The organism is Opitutia bacterium, assembly GCA_016217545.1.
Classification (GTDB): Bacteria; Verrucomicrobiota; Verrucomicrobiia; order Opitutales; family Opitutaceae; genus Didemnitutus.
The window spans coordinates 61024-82640 of sequence record JACRHT010000016.1 but is presented as its reverse complement, the minus strand read 5'-3'; the positions used below and the strand labels follow the sequence as shown (position 1 = coordinate 82640).

General features: G+C 65.0%; 23 protein-coding genes and 1 tRNA gene. 4 read left to right on the top strand and 20 right to left on the bottom strand.

Going from position 1 to position 21617, the window contains the following annotated elements; genetic code table 11:
* The first annotated feature begins 73 nt into the window (after positions 1-73).
* Complete coding sequence (locus tag HZA32_12925; protein MBI5424973.1) at positions 74-445, top strand: arsenate reductase family protein; 372 nt, start codon at positions 74-76, stop codon at positions 443-445.
* A gap of 183 nt (positions 446-628) precedes the next feature.
* Here HZA32_12925 and HZA32_12920 read toward each other — a convergent pair whose 3' ends face one another.
* From HZA32_12920 to secG, 5 genes are all read right to left on the bottom strand, one after another.
* Positions 629-1423, bottom strand: coding sequence for an esterase (locus tag HZA32_12920; protein MBI5424972.1), 795 nt, complete (start codon positions 1421-1423; stop codon positions 629-631).
* Positions 1424-1477: 54 nt separating this feature from the next.
* Positions 1478-2668, bottom strand: coding sequence for a pyridoxal phosphate-dependent aminotransferase (locus tag HZA32_12915; protein MBI5424971.1), 1191 nt, complete (start codon positions 2666-2668; stop codon positions 1478-1480).
* 78 nt (positions 2669-2746) lie between these two features.
* Positions 2747-3241, bottom strand: coding sequence for a hypothetical protein (locus HZA32_12910; protein MBI5424970.1), 495 nt, complete (start codon positions 3239-3241; stop codon positions 2747-2749).
* 4 nt (positions 3242-3245) lie between these two features.
* The gene (locus HZA32_12905) at positions 3246-4085 is read right to left on the bottom strand and encodes an outer membrane lipoprotein-sorting protein (protein ID MBI5424969.1); all 840 of its coding nucleotides are present in this window, start codon (positions 4083-4085) and stop codon (positions 3246-3248) included.
* A gap of 49 nt (positions 4086-4134) precedes the next feature.
* On the bottom strand, positions 4135-4479 hold the full coding sequence (gene secG / locus HZA32_12900) for a preprotein translocase subunit SecG (protein MBI5424968.1): 345 nt from the start codon (positions 4477-4479) through the stop codon (positions 4135-4137).
* 111 nt (positions 4480-4590) lie between these two features.
* Here secG and HZA32_12895 point away from each other — a divergent pair, with 111 nt between their 5' ends.
* Positions 4591-5151, top strand: a complete 561-nt coding sequence (locus HZA32_12895; GenBank protein MBI5424967.1) for a hypothetical protein — start codon at positions 4591-4593, stop codon at positions 5149-5151.
* Positions 5152-5226: 75 nt separating this feature from the next.
* Here the strand turns inward: HZA32_12895 and HZA32_12890 are convergent, their stop codons facing one another.
* The 6 genes from HZA32_12890 to HZA32_12865 all read right to left on the bottom strand — a co-directional run bounded on the left by HZA32_12890 (position 5227) and on the right by HZA32_12865 (position 11263).
* A complete protein-coding gene (locus tag HZA32_12890; protein ID MBI5424966.1) occupies positions 5227-6171 on the bottom strand; it encodes a ParB/RepB/Spo0J family partition protein in 945 nt (314 codons plus the stop codon).
* Position 6172: 1 nt separating this feature from the next.
* The gene (locus HZA32_12885; protein ID MBI5424965.1) at positions 6173-6736 is read right to left on the bottom strand and encodes a LysM peptidoglycan-binding domain-containing protein; all 564 of its coding nucleotides are present in this window, start codon (positions 6734-6736) and stop codon (positions 6173-6175) included.
* A gap of 45 nt (positions 6737-6781) precedes the next feature.
* Positions 6782-7762, bottom strand: coding sequence for a methionyl-tRNA formyltransferase (locus tag HZA32_12880; protein MBI5424964.1), 981 nt, complete (start codon positions 7760-7762; stop codon positions 6782-6784).
* A gap of 152 nt (positions 7763-7914) precedes the next feature.
* Positions 7915-9402 carry a ribosome biogenesis GTPase Der gene (gene der, locus HZA32_12875; protein ID MBI5424963.1) on the bottom strand — a complete coding sequence of 496 codons (1488 nt, stop codon included), beginning with the start codon at positions 9400-9402 and terminating at the stop codon, positions 7915-7917.
* A 172-nt stretch (positions 9403-9574) separates the two neighbouring features.
* The gene (locus HZA32_12870; protein MBI5424962.1) at positions 9575-10762 is read right to left on the bottom strand and encodes an aminotransferase class I/II-fold pyridoxal phosphate-dependent enzyme; all 1188 of its coding nucleotides are present in this window, start codon (positions 10760-10762) and stop codon (positions 9575-9577) included.
* Between the two features lie 15 nt (positions 10763-10777).
* Positions 10778-11263 (bottom strand): Lrp/AsnC family transcriptional regulator, encoded by a 486-nt coding sequence (locus HZA32_12865; protein MBI5424961.1) that lies wholly within the window; start codon positions 11261-11263, stop codon positions 10778-10780.
* 246 nt (positions 11264-11509) lie between these two features.
* Between HZA32_12865 and ffh the strand changes: the two genes are divergently transcribed.
* Entirely contained in the window at positions 11510-12862 is a 1353-nt protein-coding gene (gene ffh / locus HZA32_12860; protein MBI5424960.1) for a signal recognition particle protein, read from the top strand.
* Positions 12863-12879: 17 nt separating this feature from the next.
* Here ffh and HZA32_12855 read toward each other — a convergent pair whose 3' ends face one another.
* The 9 genes from HZA32_12855 to HZA32_12815 form a co-directional block, all read right to left on the bottom strand.
* Positions 12880-13764, bottom strand: a complete 885-nt coding sequence (locus HZA32_12855; protein MBI5424959.1) for a ceramidase domain-containing protein — start codon at positions 13762-13764, stop codon at positions 12880-12882.
* Positions 13761-14993: an alpha/beta hydrolase gene (locus HZA32_12850; protein ID MBI5424958.1), complete on the bottom strand. Its 1233-nt coding sequence runs from the start codon at positions 14991-14993 to the stop codon at positions 13761-13763. Before HZA32_12850 ends, HZA32_12855 begins: the two co-directional genes overlap by 4 nt.
* 7 nt (positions 14994-15000) lie before the next feature.
* The gene (locus HZA32_12845) at positions 15001-16215 is read right to left on the bottom strand and encodes a tetratricopeptide repeat protein (GenBank protein MBI5424957.1); all 1215 of its coding nucleotides are present in this window, start codon (positions 16213-16215) and stop codon (positions 15001-15003) included.
* Positions 16216-16345: 130 nt separating this feature from the next.
* Complete coding sequence (locus HZA32_12840; GenBank protein MBI5424956.1) at positions 16346-16990, bottom strand: phosphoribosylanthranilate isomerase; 645 nt, start codon at positions 16988-16990, stop codon at positions 16346-16348.
* A gap of 18 nt (positions 16991-17008) precedes the next feature.
* Positions 17009-18109: a DegT/DnrJ/EryC1/StrS family aminotransferase gene (locus HZA32_12835; GenBank protein MBI5424955.1), complete on the bottom strand. Its 1101-nt coding sequence runs from the start codon at positions 18107-18109 to the stop codon at positions 17009-17011.
* Between the two features lie 86 nt (positions 18110-18195).
* Entirely contained in the window at positions 18196-18990 is a 795-nt protein-coding gene (locus tag HZA32_12830; protein ID MBI5424954.1) for a uroporphyrinogen-III synthase, read from the bottom strand.
* Positions 18990-19835, bottom strand: coding sequence for a hydroxymethylbilane synthase (gene hemC, locus HZA32_12825; GenBank protein MBI5424953.1), 846 nt, complete (start codon positions 19833-19835; stop codon positions 18990-18992). The genes HZA32_12830 and hemC overlap by 1 nt, the downstream gene beginning before the upstream one ends.
* Before the next feature lie 16 nt (positions 19836-19851).
* Positions 19852-19928, bottom strand: a tRNA-Val gene (locus tag HZA32_12820).
* Positions 19929-20020: 92 nt separating this feature from the next.
* Positions 20021-21055: an aspartate-semialdehyde dehydrogenase gene (locus HZA32_12815; GenBank protein ID MBI5424952.1), complete on the bottom strand. Its 1035-nt coding sequence runs from the start codon at positions 21053-21055 to the stop codon at positions 20021-20023.
* Positions 21056-21124: 69 nt separating this feature from the next.
* Between HZA32_12815 and HZA32_12810 the strand changes: the two genes are divergently transcribed.
* Positions 21125-21607 (top strand): L,D-transpeptidase, encoded by a 483-nt coding sequence (locus HZA32_12810; protein MBI5424951.1) that lies wholly within the window; start codon positions 21125-21127, stop codon positions 21605-21607.
* Positions 21608-21617: the final 10 nt, after the last annotated feature.

The window sequence follows — 21617 nt, the reverse complement described above, 5'->3', positions numbered from 1 at the left end:
CGAGACAACGCGAATCATCCCGGCGCAATGGGCGCTTGTGCGGAGAGACGGCGCAGGTTGAATGCCTCCCACCATGGCCCGCTCCCCTGTCATCATCTACGCCTACGCCAAATGCAGCACGTGCCGCGACGCGACGCGCTGGCTCCGCGAGCGTGGCGTGGAGTTCGTCGAACGTCCGATCTACGAGCAACCGCCGACTCCCGCGGAGCTGCGCGCGATGTTGCGGCATCAAGGCGGCCAGCTGCGCCGGCTCTTCAACACTTCCGGCATCCAATACCGCGAACGCGGACTCGCCGCGAAGCTCCCGGCGATGACGGAGGCGGAAGCCCTCGCCTTGCTCGGCTCCGATGGGCGGTTGGTGAAACGCCCATTCGTCCTCGGCGAAGGTGTGGGGCTCCTCGGCTTTGACGCAGAGGAATGGGCGGCTGCATTTCCGCGTTCATGACGCCTCACCGGCGTCCCAACTCGTGAGGACGACGAGCGCGGCGAGGATGATCGTGGCGAGAAGCATGGCGGTCTGACTCCTCGACGGACGGCCGCTGCGTTCCCGGACACCACCGTCGCTTCGGGCCGTTGAATCCGGGCCGGCAAACGAGACCGCGCTCGCCTGAACTCCGCGCGCGTCCGGCTACTCCGTTCGAGCCTGCGCGCGGAGGAATTCCACCACCGCAGCGCTCGCCGCCGCAGGGAGTTGGTGTCCTCCGTTGTGGATGAATGTCGCCGTCGGGTTGCCGCTGGCCGACGCGTAGCGCGTCACGTATCCGCCCTCGCGCGTGCCGGTCGCGGCGCAGGAATTCAGTTCACGGAGGTGCGCGATCATGCGCTCCTGCCACGCGAACTTCACGAGTTCATCGTTTCTCCCCGCAAGATGGAGGACGGGCGCCGGCGTCAGACGGTGCGCAAATCGCCCCGCCACGGCGGACGAGGGCGCGAACGCCGCGAACACGTCGCGTCGCATCGCCCACAACAAATACGTGAACCCGCCGCCGTTCGAGTGACCCGTGGCGTGGATGCGACGCGCATCGATCGGGTAGTCGCGGCGCAACGTCGTCAGCACGGCGTCGAAAAACGCGAGGTCGCGATCGCCCTGGTCGCCCGGCGCGGCTTGCCAGCCGTTCAGTTTCCCTTCGCGATCGGTCAACTGCCCGGGCGTCGGCAATCCCTGCATGCACACGACCAGGGCCTCGGGCCACAGTTGCGGGATGGGCATCGAGCGCGCGATCTGCCTGGCATTCCCGCCGTGGCCATGGAAGAGGAACACCACCGGCGCGCCGTTGGTGGATTTTTGCTCAGGCAGCCAGATTTCCGCCTGCCGATTCACGCCGGCAACCTCCCACGTCCGACGGATCGGCTCGCGCGCCAAGGCGTGCGGAGCCACCGCGAAAGTCAGTGCGGCAAGAATGAAACCGGTCGGCCAGCGCATGTCGGGATGACGCTCGGGCCGCCGAGGCGGTTGCAGGCCGGAGGTGCGTCGCGCCTACTTTTTCAAGCCGGCGCAGAAGCGCGTGAGGCGTTCGACGCCCTTGCGCAGGATCTCGTCGGACGTCGCGTAGCTGAGCCGCAGGTAGCCCTCGGCGCCGAACGACGAGCCCGGGACGGCGGCGACCTTTTCCTGCTCGAGCAGTTTGGCGCAGAACTCCGCGTCCTTGAGGCCGAAGCTCGAGATGTTCGGGAAAAGGTAGAACGCGCCGCCGGCGAGCAGGCACGAGATGCCGGGAATCTTGTTCAGCTCGGCGTGCAGCCATGTGCGGCGGCGGTCGAAGGCGGACTTCATTTCCTTGATCGCGGCGTCGGCCTTGGCCTTTTCCTTCAACGCGGCGAGCGCGCCGTATTGCGCGAAGGTCGTGGCATTGGACGACATCTGGCTCTGGAGTTCGCCGCAGGCCTTGGCGATGGGCGCGGGCGCGACGAGCGTGCCGAGGCGCCAGCCGGTCATCGAGTAGGTCTTGGAAAAACCGGCGACGGTGATCGTGCGCTTCTCCACCTCGGCGCCGAGCATGGCGAAATTCACGGGCTCGTCGCCGTCGTAGATCAGGTGCTCATACATCTCGTCGGCGAGCACGTAGAGATTGTGCTTCACGCAGACGTCGGCGAGCGCGGCGAGTTCGGCGCGCGTATAGACGGCGCCGGTCGGATTCGACGGGGAGTTGAGAATGAGCAGCTTCGTCTTCGGCGTGATCGCCGCCTCGAGCACGGCCGGCGTGAGCTTGAAACCGACCTTGTCGTCGCAGACGACGAACTTCGGCGTCGCGCCCGCGAGCTTCACCATCTCGGGATAGCTCACCCAATACGGCGCGGGGACGATGGCCTCGTCGCCCGGATTGCAGGTGGCGAGGACGGCGAGGTAGCAGGAATACTTGCCGCCCGGCGAGACGACGACCTGCGCGGGCGTGATCTTGTAGCCGTATTCGGCGGCGTAACGTTCGGCGATGGCGACGCGCAGCGGCTCGATGCCCGGCGTCGGGGCATACTTGGTCTTGCCGGACTTGAGCGCGGCGATGGCGGCCTCCTTGATGAACTCCGGCGTGTCGAAATCCGGCTCACCCGCGGCGAAGGAGCAGACGTCCTCGCCGGCGGCGATCATGGCTTTCGCTTTCGCATCGATCGCGAGCGTCGGCGAAGGCGAGACATTGCGGGCCCAGACGGAGAGCGGAGGCGGTTGGCTCATAAACGGGGCCCGACTTAAGGGCGCGCCGTTGGCCAACGCAAGTCACGCGTCGGCGAGTTCGGTCATAGGTGGAAGCACTTAGCGCGCGCGCTTCTTCTTCGCACTCGCGGCGGGCTTCGGGGGAGTCTTTGCCGCGCGTTTCGCGGCGCTCTTGCGCGCGGGAGCCTTCTTGCGCGTGTCCTTGGCGGCAGGGCGCGCCGCGGCGACCGGCGCTTTGGGGCTCGGCGGCGGCTCCGGTTCGCGCGGCACCGCGGTCGACATCTCGATTTCCAGCTGGCCGGCCGAAGCTTCTTCGAGCTGCGGCAAATATGTGTCGACCGCGATGCGCACCAGCTGACCGATGCTGGTGTGCTTCTCGCGCGCGACGCGCTTCAAGTCGCGACGCACTTCGCTCGGCAGACGCACGCTGATGGTCACATGCGACGGGCGCAGCACGACGACGTTCTCGAAATTGAACCTCTCCAGCGCGGTGCGGATGATCTCGCTGACCGACTTCGCCTTTCCCTCCCGCACGGGTTCGTTGAGGCGGTCGAGAAATTCGACCTCGAGTTGGATGCCGGTCGGGGCGTCCATGTCCTTAAAACCGTTCGATTTTCTCGCTCGGAACCGCCGCCGCTGGACGCGGCAGCGTCTCGGGCGCGAATGTCTCCGGCGTCCAAGAGAGGTCGAGGGCCACCGCAACGACCGCGAAGCGGGTTTTCGCCCGCGTCTGATGGTTCCGCAGGTCGATCGATTTCACGAGCCACTGCTCGCCCACTTTCTTGAGGTCGAGCACGGTGACGGTCTTGAGCGGCTTACCGTTCGCGTCGACCCACTCCGCCTGTGTCATCGCGGCGAACTGCGTGTCGAGGAACACGCGAACCGCCGCAGGCGCCAGCGTGTCGGCCGGCGGCGTGAACGACGGCGGCGGATAAAGCAGAAACGCGTGGGCCGGCCGCCCGCGCACGTTGGCGACGCCTTCGTAGGCGAAATCGCTCCAACGCAAAAACGGCATCTGCAGGTCGAAGAGCGTGAGGTCGGTGCCTTGCACAGGCGCCAGCCACTGCTCGGCGGGCAGCGGATGCGCCTTCGCACCGTGTTCGCCCGCGTTCCAAGTCCAAGCTTCCGCATTCGCACCGCCATGCAGGAGATAACGCTGCTCGTGGCTGCCGCCCTTGTTCGACGGGTCGTCGACAACCAGCCGCGTGAGCGGGCCGTCGGCCCCCTGCAGTCCGGACATCTCGCCGTTCAGGACGCGCTCGTCGCCTTGGCGCGGAATCACCGTGAGCTCGAACCTCAGCCAATAGCCGCCGCGAATGCCGACGTTGCGGAAGCCCGCGAGGATATGCGCGCCCTCCGCTTGATCAGGCTTCCCGATGAACTTCGGTGCCGGCTTCGTCGCCGCGGTCGCGCCGCTAAGCGCGCCGACCGCGCACACGAGGCCTGCAAAAAACAAAACCCGGCGAACCGGGTTTCGAGGGAGTTTGTTACTTCTTGGGCTCACTGGGCGTCGTCGGCGCGGGCGTCGCGGCCGGCTGGGCGGCCGGGGCCGTCACCGTCGGGAGCTTGGCGTCCGCCGCCGTCTGGTGCTTCGACTGGTAGATGTGCGCCAGGTAGAGGCCGAAGCTGAGCACGAAGAAAAGAATCGCCGCGTTGATCGTGGCTTTGCTCAACACGTTGCCGGTCTCGGCGCCGAAGGCGGACTCGGCGGCACCGCCGCCCATGGCCGCCACGCCGCCATCCGACTTGGCTTTCTGCATCAGGACGACGAGGACCAGAAACAGGGACACGAGGATCAGAACCACCGTGAAAATATTGATGAGCAAGTTCATGAAAGGGGCGAACGAACGGATTCCGGCCCGTTTTGTCAACCAAAGTTCTGGTCGCTCCGCTCGCAACAGCACGCGGGAACCGCCGCTCCCGTCCAACGTCTCACTTCTCCCATGAAAACCCACGCCTTTCTCCTTCGCGGCCTGCTGTGCGCCGCCGCACTGGGCGCCGCCCTGACCTCATTTGCGGCCGAAAAAGCCAGCACTTCCGCCAAGCCCGCCGATCTTCAGCTGCAGATCAACGTGCCCCCGACGTGGCGGCCATTTCTGGACGACCGCATCGCCGACTCGCTCGCGGGCATCCTAAGCGACACCTTCAAGCGGCGCGGCTTCACCGGAGTCGTCGACTTCATGCCCGACGGCGATCGCACGCCCAACGCCGATCTGCCGTTGCTCACGCTCAACCTGCTGACGTGGCGGATCGATCGCGTGGGCAATGCCGAATGCACGCTCGCCGCCAGCCTCTCGGCGCCCGGCGGCGAGAAGCGCGATCTCGGCATCGTCACACAGACCCAGATCACATGGATCCAGGAACGCGGTCGCTACGGCTTCCGCGACTTCGAAATCGCCGACGCGCTCGAAGACGCCGCCACTGCCGCCATGCGCGATCTCTACAAGCGCGTGGACGAAACCCACTTGGTCCGAGGATTTCCGCCGTCGAAGGCCAAGAAATAGCGGTCCGCGCGCTCCGTCCGCGCCGCCGCGATTCTTCGCCCGATGAGAGTGTCGTGACTCCGCGCCGCGAACGAATCAGAGCGTGAGCCCCATGCGCTCCAGCACGCGCGCGAGATCGTCGTTGCCGTGATACTCCACGATGATGCGCCCGTGTTTCGGTGCATGCCGCAACGTGACGCGCGCACCGAGGTGACTAGTGAGCTTCTTCTGCACATCGGCCAACGCGGTGGACTCGGCGGCGGGAGCCTGGCGCTTCTTGCCCGGACCAGCTGCGCTTCCACGCCTACCCTGCACGATTTCCTCAAGTGCGCGCACGCTGAGGCCGCCTTCGATGGCGCGGCGCGCCACCACGAGCCGCTCGGCGCCGCTTTCCAAGCCGAGCAAAACCTTCGCGTGCCCCACGCTGAGCATCGCCTTGCCGAGATAGCTTTGAATCTCGGGCTCGAGCGCGAGCAGGCGGAGGGAGTTGGCCACGGTCGCGCGTCCACGTCCGACGCGTTGCGCCGCAGCGTCCTGCGTGAGGTCGAAATCGCGGATGAGGCTGGCGTAACCGTGCGCTTCCTCGATCGGATTCAGGTCGGCGCGCTGCAAATTCTCGATCAGAGCGAGCGAGGCCGAAGAGGCATCGCTCGACGTCATCACACGGGCCGGAATCGTTTTCAGCTTCAGCTGTTGAAACGCGCGCCAGCGGCGTTCACCGGCGATAAGCTGGAATTTTTCCCCGACCTGCCGAACGACGATGGGCTGCAGCAGTCCCTCGGCGCGGATGCTCTCCACGAGGTCGGCGAGCGCGGCGGGGTCGAACTCCTTGCGCGGCTGATAGGGGTTCGGCTCCACCTGCGCGATCGGGACTTCCCGGTAACCCGGCAAGCCATCGTGCACGGGGGCGGCAGGCGCGGCCGCGGGCGAGTGCCCCGCGGGCGCGGGAGCAGCGGCTGGAGAAGCGGGCTTGGCCGGGGTGCCGCTCGCGATGAGCGCACCGAGGCCGCGACCGAGGCGGGAGGGGGGCGGTTTGGCCATGTTATTTGGCGAGAGGGATGAACAGCGTCTGCCCGACGCGAATCTTCGTCGGGTCGCTGATTTTGTTCGCGTTGATGATGTCCTGCAGGCGCGCGCCGTTCTTTTGCGCGATCGAGGAAAGCGTGTCGCCGGTCTGCACCGTGTAGTTGATGCCCTGCTTCGGAAAATCCTCCGCGAAATTCGACTGCACGACCGGTCGCGCGGCCTGGTTCTTCGCGAGCGACTCGAGCGCCGCGTTCGTCTGCTTGCCCATGCGCTCCAGTTGCGCGGCCACTTGCGTGAGCACCTCGCGCTTCTGCTCGGCGAGGTCGCCCTGCACCGCGCGATTGAGTTCGGCGACGGCTTTGTTGAGCTGCTCGACCGTCGCGTAGCCTTGGTTCGCCTTGGATTGGAGCGCGGCGTTTTCGCGCGAAAGCTGCTCGATGGTCAGGGACAGTTCACCGATGCGCTGCTTCAGCTCGCGCACGTCCTCACGCAAGCTCGCCAACTCGAACGCGGTGTTGTTGGCCGGCTGGGCCAGGGCGGTCACCGCCGCGAGACTCCCGAGAAGAAACCACGTTCGCATGTCGGCAGCTTGGGAAAAAGCCGGTCGAAAACAAGCGAAGACCCGTCAGCGGGGCGGACGCGGGAAAGGTTTCGGCGACGCGAGCGCGGGCATCGGTGACGACGCGAGCATCGTTCCCGCCGCGATGGGGAAGCCGCGCAGAAACTCGCCTGCCTCGAGCATTTTTCCGCCGGGGCGCTGGAGCCGCAGCACACGCAACACTCCGGCACCCGTCGCGATCAGAAGACCCTCGCGGTCGGCCCCGAGGACACCACCGGGTTCGCCGGATTTGTCACCTAATAGGTGACAAACCTCCGCGGCGCCGAACTTGATCGGCTGGCCGGCGATCTCGACGGTCGTCGCGGGCCAGGGGAAGAGGCCGTTGATGCGCGCGGCGAGTTCGGCGGCCGAACGAGCGAAATCGAGCGCGCCGTCCGCCTTCTCGAGCTTGCGGCAGAAGGTCGCGGCGGCGTGGTCCTGCTCGCGAAACTCCAGTGCGCCGGCGGCGAGTTTCGGCAGCGCGCGCGCGATAAGAGGCACGCAGGCCGCAGACAGCTTCGCCTCAACATCCAACGCCGTGTCGCGCGGCCCGATTTCGACGCGCTCCACGTCTCCGACCGGTCCGGCATCGAGCGCGGCCACGATGCGCATGAGCGTGACGCCGGTCTCGCGCTCGCCGCTGGCGACTGCGGTTTGGATCGGCGAAGCGCCGCGATACTTCGGCAACAGAGACGTGTGGAAATTCAGCGTGCCCAGGCGCGGCGCGTTTATGAACGCTTCGCGCAAGATGTGTCCGTAGGCCATCACGAGCGCGAGATCGGCGCCGTAACTGGTGAGCGTCGCGAGCTCCGGTTCGCGCAGCTTCTCGGGCTGATGCACGGGAATGCCGCGCTCCTGGGCCCAAAGCTTGATCGCATTCGCCTGCACCTTCTGGCCGCGGCCGACGGGACGATCGGGCTGCGTGAACACCGCGACAACGCGCGCCTGCGCACTCCCCTCGCCCGCCAGCCAGTTCAGCATCGGCAACGCGATCGCGTCGGAGCCCATGAAGACGATTTTCAGCATCGGAAAGAGTGGAGGCCTCGCGTCCTCGCGAGCCGTATCCCGAGTTCCGGCATTCTTGTCAGTCGCGGCCCGCGGGGACGCGGGCCTTCCGGAAACGACGCGGCTACGGGAACGTTCACCATGCGGCGGCGAGTTCAATCATCCAGCACCACCGGCTCGCCGGCGAAATCCGTGTCGATGTCTTCGCCCGCCGCGGCGGCTTCGTTGCGCTTTTGGCCGCGACGCGAAAGGCGTTCGTCGATCGAAATCTTCTTCTTACCCACGAGGTCGAAGTGGATCGGGCAGCCGTCGAGATTGAACTCGTCCACGAGTCCGCCCTCGAGGTAGCGGCGATAACTCTCGGTGAGCTTCTCCTCGCGATTGCAGAAAATCTTGATGCGGAACGGCCGATTGCCGGTCTGCGTGGCGTAGTAAGCGCGGAAGCGCTGGCCGCCGACCGATGGGGGCGGATTGCGGTCGGTGAGCGCGATGATGGCGGCGTTCAGCTTCGCGGTCGGAATCTTCCGGCCGAGGCGTTCATCGAGGGCGCGCGCGGCCTTCAGCATACGCTCGATGTCGTGGCCGGTGAGAGCAGACACGAACATCACGGGCGCACCGGGCGTGAAGAACAGGCGGTCGTAGAGCGCCTTCTCGAACTTCTCGCGGAAGTCGCGCTCGTTGTCGTATTTTTTCAGATCGCCGCGACGGATGGCGGCGAAGACGAGATCCCACTTGTTGACGATGACGACGATCGGGCGGCCGGCGCTGACGATCTCGCCAGCGATGGCCTTGTCCTGTTGCGTCACGCCTTCCATCGCATCGAGCACCATGAACACCACGTCGGCGGTGTGGATGGCGTCGATGGAGCGGACGCGGGAGAAATATTCGACGGACGACGAGAGCTTCGTCGCGGGGCGGATGCCGGCGGTGTCGATGAGGCGGAACGGCCAGACTTTGCCGTCGCGCGACTTGTAGTCGAAGTCGAGTTCGACGGAGTCGCGCGTGGTGCCGGGAATCTCCGAGACGATGAGGCGCTCGTGCTTGAGCAGGCGGTTCGAGAGCGAGGACTTGCCGACGTTGGGGCGGCCGACGAAGCACAGCGTGAGGCGCTTTTTGTCGTGATCCTCCGGCTCCTCTTCGGCTGCGGGCAGCTTGTCGAGAATCGCCTCGCGCAGCTCGGCTTCGCCATTGCCGTGTTCCGCGGACAGGTAGATCGGTTCGCCGAAGCCGAGGCGGTAAAGGTCGCCGACCTCCGCGATCTTCTCTTCGCCGTGGTCGGCCTTGTTGGCGACGAGGATGATCGACTTCTTGTGTTTGCGCAGCATCCCGGCGATGCGCTCGTCGAGCGCGGTGAGACCTTCGCGGGCGTCGACCACGAAGCAAATCACCGAAGCGGCACGGATGGCGAATTCCACCTGCGCTTCGGAAGCCTTGATGAGCTTTGCCGGCGTGGTGGCGTCCTGAAGACCGAGGCCACCGGTGTCCATGAGCGTGTAGCCACCGTCCTTGACCTCGACGGAGACGATGTCGCGCGTGACGCCCGGTTGATCGTGAACGATGGAAACGCGGCGCTTCGCCAGTCGGTTAAACAGGCGGCTTTTACCCACATTGGGGCGACCAACAATGGCGACGGTGCGTGACATAAGCGCTAAGCTGTAAGCCGGAAGCGGTAAGCTCAAGCCAGCTAAATCCTGAACCCGCGCCCAAATGAGGCGCAAATCTGGCAGTGTCTGCCGTAGTAAATGGTAGGGCGAGTCGTCCCCGACGAGCCGCGCTCGTAGCCGACGGCTCACCGGGACGGTTCGCCCTACCGGCTCAGCGCTTACCGTTCGTGGCCACGAACTTCTCCATGCGATCGCAGGCGTCGATGAGCTGCTCGTAGCTCGTCGCGAAGCAGGCGCGGACATGGCCGAGGCCGTTGTCGCCGAAGGCAGTGCCGGGCACGACGGCGACCTTGTGCTCCTTGAGCAGGCCGACGGCGAAGTCCTTCTCGGTCATGCCGGTGCCCTTCACGTCGGGGAACGCGTAGAACGACCCGCGCGGCGAGTGGCACTTGAGGCCGATCTCGTTGAAGCGGCGGACGACGAGGTCGCGACGACGGTGGTATTGGTCGCGCATCTTCACGACGGAATCCCAGCCGTTGCGCAGCGCTTCAAGCGCGGCTTCCTGCGCAATAATCGAGGCGCAGAGCATCGAGTATTGGTGCACCTTCATCATCGCGTCGATGAGCACCGCCGGACCGCACGCGTAGCCGATGCGCCAGCCGGTCATCGCGAAAGCTTTCGAAAAACCGTGCAGAAAGATCGTGCGCTCCGCCATGCCGGGCAGGCTGGCGATGCTGGTGTGCGTGCCGTCGAACGTGAGCTCCGAGTAGATTTCGTCGGAGAGCACGAGCAGGTCCTTCCCGCGGCAGAATTCCGCGATCTCCGTCAACTGCTCGCGCGTGCACGTGCCGCCGGTGGGATTACACGGCAAGTTGAGCATCAACATGCGGCAACCGGGCTGCCACGCGGCGCGCAGCGACTCGGCGGTAAGCGCGAAGTTGTCCTTGGCGTAAGTCGGCACGGCGACGGGAATCGCGTGCGTGAGCGCGATGCTCGGCGAATACGACACATAGCACGGCTGGTGGAACAGCACTTTGTCGCCGGGATTCAGGAACGCGCGGCACGCGAGGTCGAGCGCCTCAGACACGCCGACGGCGACGAGGATCTGATCCTCCGGGCGATAGCTGACGTTGAAGTGCTGCGCGACGTAGTCGGCGATCGCACGACGCAGCTCGGGCATGCCGAGATTCGACGTGTAATAGGTTTTGCCTTTCTCGATCGCGTAGATCGCGGCCTCGCGGATGTGCCAAGGGGTGACGAAGTCGGGCTCGCCCACGCCGAGGGAAATCACGCCGCCCTCGCCTTTCATCTTGGCGACGAGTTCGAAGAAATCGCGGATACCGCTTTTTGGCAACGCGGCCACATGGCCCGCCACCCAGCGTTTCGGGTCGGTGCTCATTGAGTTGTCCTCCCGTTACGGCGCGACGTTGAGCCGCTCGCCGGAGGATTCAGCCTGGTCGAGGATGAAGCCCTGGTCCTTGTAGCAGCGGAGTTGGAAATGCGTGGAAGTCGAGAGCACGCCCTCGATCGTCGACAGCTTTTCGGACACGAAAGCCGCGACGCGCTGGAGCGTGGTGCCTTTGACGAAGAGGAGCAGATCGTAGCCGCCCGACATAAGGAAGCACGACTCGACCTCGTCGAAGCGGCTGATGCGCTCGGCCAAGCGGTTGAAACCGCCGCCCCGTTCCGGAGTGATGCGGACCTCGATGACGGCCCGCACGGTAGCTGCAGCAGCGTCGCGCGAGAGATCGAGCACCGGACGCCAGCCGAGGAAGATTTTTTCCTTCTTCAACTGTTCCAGGTGCTGATGGACTTCGGATTCGGACAAGCCCACCACTTGCGCCATTTGGGCAGTGGAGAGTTGGCCGCCGTCGAGCAACAGCTTGAGAACAGGGTTCATGGGGCGGCGAGGCTGGCAGAGGCGCGAACCACTAATCCACACTAATTCTCACTGATGACAGGAAGGCAGGCGCGAGGGCTAAAAGGTAGGGCGAGTCGTCCCGACGAGCCGAAGTCGCTCTCGTCGCGGGCGACGACTCGCCCTACCCCACATGGTCGTCGCGGCTGCCACGATGGTCGCCGCGCCTTCAATTTTTTATTTTATTCGTGCCGTTTAGTGGTTTCCCTCGGACCTTTCTCTTCTCCGATGTTCGAATCCCTGACCGACAAACTGACCAACGCGCTGCGCAACCTCCGTGGCGTCGGCAAGCTGTCCGAGGAAAACATGGCCGACGCACTCAAGGAAGTGCGCGCCGCCCTCCTCGCCGCCGACGTCCACTTCAAAGTCGCGCGCGAATTCATCGAGCGCGTGCAGACGCAGATCGTCGGTCAGGAAGTCCTCAAGTCCGTCACGCCGGGCCAGATGGTCATCAAGATCATCCACGACGAACTCGTGAAACTCCTCGGCGAGGGCACCACCGAACTCTCCGCCAAGCGCCCGCTGCGCATCCTCATGGTCGGTTTGCACGGCTCGGGCAAAACCACCTCGACTGCCAAGCTCGGCAAGCTGCTCAAGAAAAAGGGCGCGCGTCCCTTCGTCGTCGCGTGCGACGTCTATCGTCCTGCCGCCATCGACCAGCTCGAGATCCTCGCGAAGCAGGAAGAACTGGGTTTCTACTGCGACCGCGTTTCGAAGGATGTGCCCGCCATCGGCGTGAAGGCGCTCGACGCCGCCACCGCGGCGAACGCCGACGTCATCCTCTTCGACACCGCCGGCCGCCTCCAGATCGACACCGATCTGATCGAGGAAGTGAAGAAGCTCAGCGCGAAGGTGCAGCCGGACGAGATCATCCTCGTCGCGGACGGCGCCCTCGGCCAGGAGGCCGTCAATGTTGCCAAAGCCTTCCACGACGCCCTTTCGCTCACCGGCCTCATCCTCACGAAGATGGACGGCGACGCCCGCGGCGGCGCCGCGCTGTCGATCAAGAGCGTCACCGGCGTGCCGATCAAATTCGTCGGCACCGGCGAAAAGACGGCAGACTTCGAGGTGTTTCATCCGGACCGTCTCGCCTCGCGCATCCTCGGCATGGGCGACGTCGTTTCGCTCGTCGAGAAGGCGCAGGAGAACATCGATCAGAAGGAAGCCGAGCGCATGGCCGAAAAGATGCGCAAGGCGGACTTCAACCTCGAAGACTTCCTCACGCAGATGCAGCAGGTGAAGAAAATGGGCTCGATGCAGTCCATCCTCGGCATGATGCCCGGCATGAGCGGCGTCGAGCTGCCCGGCGACGCCGACCGGCAGATGAAGCGCACCGAGGCCATCATCCTTTCGATGACCGTGCAGGAGCGCCGGAAGCCACAACTCCTCAACGGTAATCGCCGCGTCCGCATCGCGAACGGAGCGGGTGTGAAAGTCGTCGAAGTGAATCAGCTCATGAAGCAATTCGAGCAGATGCAGAAGCTCATGAAGATGATGAAGGGCGGAAACCAGAAGAAGCTGATGCGCCAAATGGAAGCCATGCGCAAAGGCGGCGGCATGGGCGGCATGCCGGGCTTCTGATTAAGCCCTAACAGCTGCTAGTCGTTCGGCACCTGCTCCGGCGTCAGCGTGGAGCGGTCAAAACCCGTCGCAACGAAGACCTCGTATGCCGCGAGAATGGCGGCCGCGCCCAGGACATGCCACGCGGCGTGCCCTTGAATCATCGCCTGCGGACTGGCGAGAAAGCCACCATAGCGATCGCCTTGCCCACCGATGAAGGCGACCGGGGCGGTCACCGCGAGCACAGCCACCGCGCGCCAATAGCCCGTTCGATTGTTCGCGCGCCGCGACGCCAGCAAGGCGAGCAGACAGCCGAGCGCCACCGAAACCACCATGACATACGTGGAATCGAATATCTTTACGCCACCAACTCGGATGTCGTTGCGATGCACGCCGGTGTAGATAGCAAAGCCCCACGTCAAAATCGCACCGGTAAGCTCAAATGCTCGGCGCGTAAACCACGGCACGAGCGCGACCACCCCAACAAACAACAAGCAAAACAGCACCGCGTAGACGCCTAAGATATCGACCATGCGCCATTCGGGCAGCAGCGACGCGTGATAAATGCCACTACCCCACCCGAGAAAAATCCCCGCCCATCCCAACGCCCGCGAAGCCGGCCGCCGCCCCGCGAGCAAAATTGCCAACCCGACCACGGCGTAGGCCAGATTCGAAACCGTGTTCTGCGGTTCGCGAAAAAGCCGCGCGAGTTTCACGGGGGCATAGACCGACTCGGAAAGTGTCGTGGCCGATTTCAGCGCCACGGGATCGTATGCCTCGCACTGCGCCTTGGGAAATTCCACGCCGAACCAGAAATTCCCGGCTGGATTCCACAATGCGACTCCCACCAATGCAACGAGACCGAACAGCCCAATGCGAAGCGACCGATCAAGTGGCGAAGGCGTCATCTGGTTGTGGTTCACTGCTTCGCCTTGAGCTCAAACTTCCAGTAGCGCGCGCCGGCGACGCTCGCCTGTTTCTCCGTCAATCCCCGCTGCGCGGCGCGCAACCCCTCCAGCACAAGCCGGCGGATGTCTTTCAACACCGAACCGCTCTCCGCGAAGTAGGAGTGCTCCAGAAAACTCGTGTCGAGACCCGAGGCGTCCACCGTCTCGACGCCCGGCACCACCGCAATCCCCGTCGCCGCATCGCCGAGGCGCGGATAACCGTGGACCTTTTTCGAGGCGAGCAGCGCCTTGTCGCCATCGGAGACGTAGAGCGTGATCTTGTCGCAGCCAGCGACGAGTTTCGGCGCGATCTCGCGCTTGAAAACGTCCGCGTCCACGTCGGGCGCGGTGAGGATGATCTCCTTGAACCGGCCGCGCGGCTCCGGGTGCTCCGTGAACAACGCCGACACCGCACGCGTGAGCGCGCGGTTGCCCATCGAATGCGCGATCAGATAAATATCCTTCGCGCCGCAGTGCTCCGCGTAATCGAGCAGGAAGTCTTTCAAATTGAGCGTGCTCCATTCGACGTTCGCTTCGTCGACGGTGTAGCCCTCGAGCGACGCTTGCGACGGCCAGCTGTAGAAGACCGGCGCGCCGCGAAAATCGAGGTCGTAGGTGACCTGCGCCGTGCGGCGCGCGGCGTCGTCGAAGGCGACGTTGTAGCCATGCACGAACACGAACGACGCCTCGCTGCCGCCGCGCGCAAGCGTATCGCGGATATCGGCAACGAAATCTTCTCGCGGGAAGGTCGAGCGACGCACGATCACCATGTGCTCGCGCGGATCTTCCGAAAATTCGAGCCGCCACATGGACGGGCGCTCGATGCCGCCGATCTGATGTTCGCGCGGAATACTGACGAACACACTGCCGTAGGTGATTCCGCTGCCGCGCTCGCCGCCGAATTCGCCAACGTCCGTTTCCCGGCGATCAGTCGCGAAGAAAACGCGCACTTGGTCGAATTCGTGGCCGTGCGCCACGCTCAGGTTCGTCGCTTCCGGGAACGCGGTCGGCGGTGGTGGCAAGGCCGTGGGGGCCGGAGGCACTTCGGTCATGACGGGCGTCGGAACCGGCAGCGGAGCCGGCGCGGCAGCCACAGGCGTCGGCTGTGGAACCGAGCGACTGGAGCATCCCGCCAAGCCCAGAAGTCCGAGCGCGAGCACGACGGCGACGGAGCGGGACTTGGCGTTGGGAATGGCTGCGAACATGGGACGTCTAGAGACGCTTCAGCTCTGCGGAAGACAGCGCATCCTCCACGAAGGTCTTCTGCTCGGTCTTCAACGCCGACTGGAAACGCAGGCGCGCCGTCGACTTGTCGCCCGCCTGTTTGCGCGCGAGGCCGATGTAGAAATGCATCTCGCACGTGCGGCCCGCGAGTTCGCCGCCGTCCGGGGTGTCCTTCGCCGCGGCCTCGAGTGCGTCCTCGTCGATCTGGCCGGTGATGAACTTCGCGAGCACCTGCAGCCACGGGGCGTCCTTCCAGTTGCCCCACGAAGTAGCGAGACGCTTGTCCATCGCTGCGCCGGAACGCAGCAACGCGTAGTGGCGCACGAACAGCGCATAGGCCGCTCCGGAATCCGGGTCGGCGTCGGCGGCCGCAGCGAGTGTCGACGCAGCCTCGGCGTAGTCGCCTTTTGCGAATTGAGAGTAGCCGACGACGCGCAACGCCACCGCCGCCTTCGGCGCGATCTCGAGCGCGTTCTTCCCGTCGGCAATCGCGTCATCCCACTTCAGCGCGTGAAAGCGGATCCACGCCCGATTGCAGAGCGCGTCAGCGTGCTTGGGATTCAAGGCGATGACCTTTGAATAATCCTCTTCGGCCGCGGCAGCCTCCTCTCCCGCTTCGTAGAGTTGACCGCGCAGATAGAGCGCAGCCGTGTAGTCCGGTTTGAGTTCGATCGCGTGCGTCAGGTCGTAGATCGCCGACGGATTGTCGTTCAATTGCTTCTCCACTTCCGCGCGCATGCCGAAAAGCTCGGCGTTTTGCTTCTCGTAAGCGCCCGCCTCGTCTTGGCGCCCGGCGGCCACGATGGCGCTCACGTTCGATTTCAGCTGATCGATCGCCTTGGTAAAATCCGCGAGGCTGTTCGCGTAGTCCTTGGCTTCGTAACGCATCTGCCCGCGCACCCGGTAAGCGTCGATGTTGTCCGGGTGCAGCGCGATGGCTTGCGCCAGATCCGCGCGCGCGCCGCTCAGGTCTTTCAGCTTCCACTTCGCAATCGCGCGCATCACCCAGACGTTTCCGGCCTTGGGTTCGACCTCGAGGATCTCGTTGTAGATCTCGAGCGCGGGTTGGAAGTCCCCGGCGTCGACTTTTGCGTTGGCCTCGCGAAAGCGTTTTTCGAGCGCCTCGTTGTCGGCGGCGCGAAGCGGACCGGCGAGGCCGGCGAGAGTCAGGGCGGAAATGAAAAGCAGACGGCGAAAAAGCATGGAGGTGACGTGGAAGCGAGTCTCACCGCGCAGGAGACTAACGGGACCGCGGGAGTTTTCTTAGAGGCGATGCCGGCGCAAGCCCGCAGAGTCGGGCAAAAACCGCGGGACGCGGTGCCACCGAACGGCCTTATTCGCCGCGCAACGCCGCCGCCAGCGCCGCCAGTTTCGCGTGGTCCTTCACGCCCGGCGATGCCTCGACTCCGCTGTTCACGTCGACGAACTTCGCGTGGCTCTTCGCGAGGGCTTCGCGGACGTTCTCGGGGTTCAAACCGCCCGCGAGAACCCAGCGCACCTTCTTGAACTTGCCCTGCAACCACGCAAACGCGGCCCAGTCGCCCGTCTTGCCGGTGCCGCCGTGCTGGTTCGGATCGTAGGCATCGAGCAGAAAGGTGTCGGCCAACGGCACGAAACACGGATCGAGTTCCTTCCCCGGCGGCACGCGCGGGGCGAGCCAGAGCTTGTGCGGCGAAATGATATCGGTCCACAACGCCGCCTCGAAAAACGGCGTCTCATTCGGAAAGTGCAGCTGGATGTAGTCGAAGCCCGCGTCGCGCGCCTGCTCCATGGCGGCCATATCGGAATAGACCAGCACGCCGACCTTCGGCAGCGCGGGCAACTCCGGGCGAAGCGCGGTGAATTTCTCCAGCGTGATGTGACGCGGCGAAGCCGGGTGCAGCACGAAGCCGAGATAGTCCGCGCCGATGCCAGCGGCCGCGTGGGCATCGGCGGCGGAAGTAAGGCCGCAAATCTTGAGATGCGTGGAACCGATCATCCGAAACCTGCTTATCGGTCAGCCCGCGAAGGAATTAACCGCGGCGATCACGTGCGCCACCTGCTCATCGGTCAGTTCCGGGAAAATCGGCAGGCTCACGCAGCGCTCGCTGGTGTATTCCGCGACCGGCAGGCTGCCCTTGGCGTAGCCGAGCGAGGCGTAGCACGGCTGCAGGTGCATCGGCCCCGGATAAATGATGTCGGTGCCCACGCCCTGCTGTTCGAGGTGCGCGCGGAGCGCATCGCGGCGCGCGTGCAGGATCGTGAACTGGTGCCACACGCTCTCGCCGTAGGTCGGCACGACCGGGAGCGTCACCGCGGGGTTCTTGATGCCGGCGCGATACTGCGCGGCGATCGCCCGGCGGCGCGCGGTGTAGTCCTCGATGTGCTTCAACTTGATGTTGAGGATCGCGCCCTGGAAGCCGTCCATGCGGAAATTGAAGCCGACTTCCGTGTGCAGGTAGCGCTTCGGCGAGCCGTGCACGCGCAGCAGCTGCGCTTTGTCCATCACCGCCGCGTGTTTCGAAACGAACGCGCCGCCTTCGCCGCACGCGCCGAGGTTTTTCGTCGGATAGAAGCTGAACGTGCCGCAATCGCCGATCGCGCCGACCGGCGTGCCCTTGTAGTGCGCGCCGACGGCCTGCGCGCAATCCTCGACGACGAACAGCTTGTGCTGCGCCGCGAGGGCCATGATCTCGTCCATGCGCGCGGGCTGGCCGAAGATGTGCACGACCACGATGCCTTTGGTGCGCGGCGTGATCGCCTTGGCGATCGCCTTGGGGCTGATGCACCACGTGTCGGGATCGATGTCCACGAACACCGGCTTCGCGCCGACGTAGCTGATGCCCCAGCAACTCGACGCGAACGTGAACGGCGTCGTAATGACCTCGTCGCCCGGGCCGAAACCGCCGCAGAGCGAGCCGATGTGCAGCGGCGAGGTGCCGCTGTTCATGCCGAGCGTGCGCGCGTAACCGAACTTCGCGCTGAAGCCCTTCTCGAAATCCTCCACGTCCTTGCCGAGGCAGAAACGCGTGGCGTCGTAGGTGGCGGCAAGCGCGGCGAGGACTTCGTCGCGAATGGCCTGATGCTGGGGCTTCAGGTCGAGGAACGGGACTTTCATGAGGAAGTGTCCACGGAAGACACGGAACGCGCGGACTTCAATCCGACAAATTCCGCGTCGTCAGTGTTTTCCGTGGGCAAAAAGATTCAGAGCTTCTTCAACAGCGCCGCGACCAACGCGTCGAGACTGGGCTGCGCGGCCTCGAAATCCACCGGCAAGCCGAGTTGCTTCATCGTGGTCGTCGTGGTCGCGCCAATGCTGCCGGCGAGCGGGCGCTTCGCCTTGGCGGAGAGCTTCAACGCCGCCGCTTGGTCGAAGAACGACTGCGCGGCGGACGGGCTGGCGAACAGGATCGCGTCGGCGCCTTTCGCGCGAAAATCCGCGGCGACCGGATCGTCGGCCAGGTTCGTCTCCTCGGTCTTGTAGATCGGCAGCGTGTCGACGATGGCGCGGGCCTCGTGGAGTTTTTCCACGAGCACGTCGCGGTTCAGGTTGCCGGTGACGATGAGGACCTTCGCGCTGTCGATCGACTCGCGCTCGAGCATCGCTTGCGCGAGTTCCTCGGCGTTGGCCTTCTTCGGCTGCAAGTCGACGCGCAGGTGCAGGCTGCGCACCACATCGGCCGTCGCCTCGCCCACGCACGCGATGCGGACCAGGCCGAGCGCACGGATGTCGTCGAAGCCCTTGAGGAACTCCTCGAAGAAGAACCGCGCGCCGTTGGCGCTGGTGAAGATCAGCCACTCGTATTGCGTCAGCTCGGCGAACACCTCGACGAGTGTCTGCTTGTCGTAGTGTTTGGTGACCTGAATGAGCGGCAGCTCGATCACGTTGGCGCCCTGCGCTTCGAGCTGCGCGCGCCATTCGGAGCATTGTTCGCGCGGCCGGGTGAGGACGATGCGGCGGCCGGCGAGCGGCAAGGCGGAAGTGGATTTCGCGGCCATTAGAATCCGAGCTCCTTCAGGATGCGCGCGGCGGTCTGTTGCGGCGCGGCGAAGTCGGCGGCGCTCAGCGGAAAACGGCGGATGCCGGTGCGCTCATGGAAAAAATGCAGTGTGTCGTCCGTCGCATGCGCGGCGAAGGCCACCTGGCAGCCGCCGCCGATCTGCGCCTGGAACGCGCGTTCGAGCGTCACGTTGCGGAACGTCGCCGCATCGAGCGCCGGCGCCAGTTGCGCGGCAAGATCGGTGCGGCATTGGATCGCGATAGCGCCCTGTCCCACGGCGGGGACGCTTTCCTCGAACTTCAGCGGGCGAAACACGACGCCCGGCCAGCTGTGGATGCCGAGGCGGCGCATGCCGGCGGCGGCGAGGATCGTCGCATCGGCGTCGCCTTGCGCGATCTTCTTGAGGCGCGTGTCGACGTTGCCGCGAATCTCCGTGAACTTCACGCCCGGGAAAAGCTTCGCGACCTGCAACTGGCGGCGCGGGCTGCTCGAACCGATCGTGGCCGGCGTCGCGACACCTTCCCGCAACACGAGCACATCGTGCGTCAGTTCGCGCGGCAGGAAGCCGGCGACGGTGAGCCCGGCGGGATTTTCGCCCGGCAGGTCCTTGCAGCTGTGCACCGCGGCGTGCGCGTCGCCGCGCAGGAGCGCCTGCTCGAGTTCGGCGGTGAAGAGGCCCTTGCCGCCCTGCTTGATCAGCGACCAGTCGGTTTGGCGGTCGCCGGTTGTGACGATTTTGAGCAGTTCGCATTCGGCGCCCAGCTTCTCGGCGAAGCGCGCGGCGACCATGTTGGTCTGCGCGAGCGCGAGCGGGCTTTTGCGGGTGGCGAGGAGGAGTTTCATGCGTTGGAGCGAAGGCTGGTGGACGCTGAGGGACTCGAACCCCCGACCCTCTCGGTGTAAACGAGATGCTCTAACCAACTGAGCTAAGCGTCCGGAATCCGGAGACGAAACGGCAGCGCCCTACCCCTCGCAAGGAGAAAGCCGGTGCGGGGTTTGTCGCGAAAAGTGCGCGGTTTGCGACGCGCTTAGGCGCTCGGACGCAGCGGGATACCGTCGCGGATCATCGCCTCCGCGATCTGGATCGAGTTGAGCGCGGCGCCCTTCCAGAGGTTGTCGCCGGCGACCCACAGCGCGAGGCCGTTCTCCCACGCGGTATCCACGCGGAGGCGGCCGACGCCGCACTTCACCTTGCGGCTGAAATCCAGCGGCGTCGGGTAGACCTTGTTCGCCACGTCGTCAACGAGTTCGGCGCCCTCGAATTGCGCGATCGCCGCGCGCGCGGCCGCGACATCGACCGGTTTCTCAAATTCCGCATTCACCGCCACGGAGTGCGCGCGGACGACCGGCACGCGCACGCACGTCGCGGAGACTTTGAGCTCGGGTAGACCCATGATCTTGCGGCTCTCCTCGCGCATCTTCGTCTCTTCCCCGGTGTAGCCATCAGCGCCGAACGAATCGATGTGCGGAATGAGATTCTGGAAAATCTGATACGGATAAACCGAGCGCGTGAGCGGCTGGCCTTTGGCGTAGGCCTGCGTCTGCGCCTCGAGTTCATCGATGGCGTCGGCGCCGGTGCCGGAGACGGATTGGTAAGTGGAAAAGAACACGCGCTTCACGCCGAAGAGCCGGTGCAGCGGGTAAAGACCCATGAGCGCGATGGCCGTCGAGCAGTTCGGGCTCGCGATAATGCCGCGATGCCCGCGCGTCGCCGCAAGATTGATCTCGGGCACGACGAGCGGGACGTCCTCGCGCATGCGGAACGCCGAACTCTTGTCCAGCACGAGGCAGCCGCGCTTCACGGCTTCCGACGCCAACGCCTTGGCGATCGCGCCCTCGGCGGCGAACAGCGCGAGGTCGAGGCCCTCGAACGCCTCGGGCTTCGCCTCGATCACCGTGAGTTTTTCCCCGGCGAACTCGACGACGCGACCCACGGAGCGCGCGGAGGCCATGAGCCTCAGCTCCGCGAGCGGAAACTGCCGCGACTGGAGAAGGCCGATCAGCTCTTGACCGACCGCTCCTGTCGCACCGACGATGCCGACTCGATAGGACTTGGTATTCACGTGAAAGATTCCTTGGAACGGGCCACGAAAAAGTCTGCCGCTCTCGGCCGCAAGCCGTCAGCGCGTTCTATGGTCGTTTCCATCGGCAAACAGCTGATGGCTTTCTATCGGGACGGGCAGCTGGTGAAGAGTTACGTCATATCCACCTCGAAGCGCCCGCCGTCCAATGTGAAGGATTCGATGGGCACACCCCGCGGCCTCCACGAGATCGCCGAACGCATCGGCGCCGGCGCGCCTCCGGGCATCGTCTTCAAGGCCCGCGTAAACACCGGCCGGCATTTCTCCGAATTCGACGCCGACGAGCAGGCCAAGAATTTGATCACGACGCGCATCCTCTGGCTCCGCGGGTTGGAACCCGGCGTGAACGCCGGCACGAACGCCGCGGGCGAGTCCGTCGACACTTACGGCCGCTACGTCTACATCCACGGCACGAATCACGAAGAACACCTCGGCACGCCCGCCAGCAGCGGCTGCGTCCAGATGCGCAACCTCGACATCATCGAGCTCTACGACGAGGTGCGCGTCGGTGATTTGGTGTGGATCGAGGATTGAGCGAGGGCGC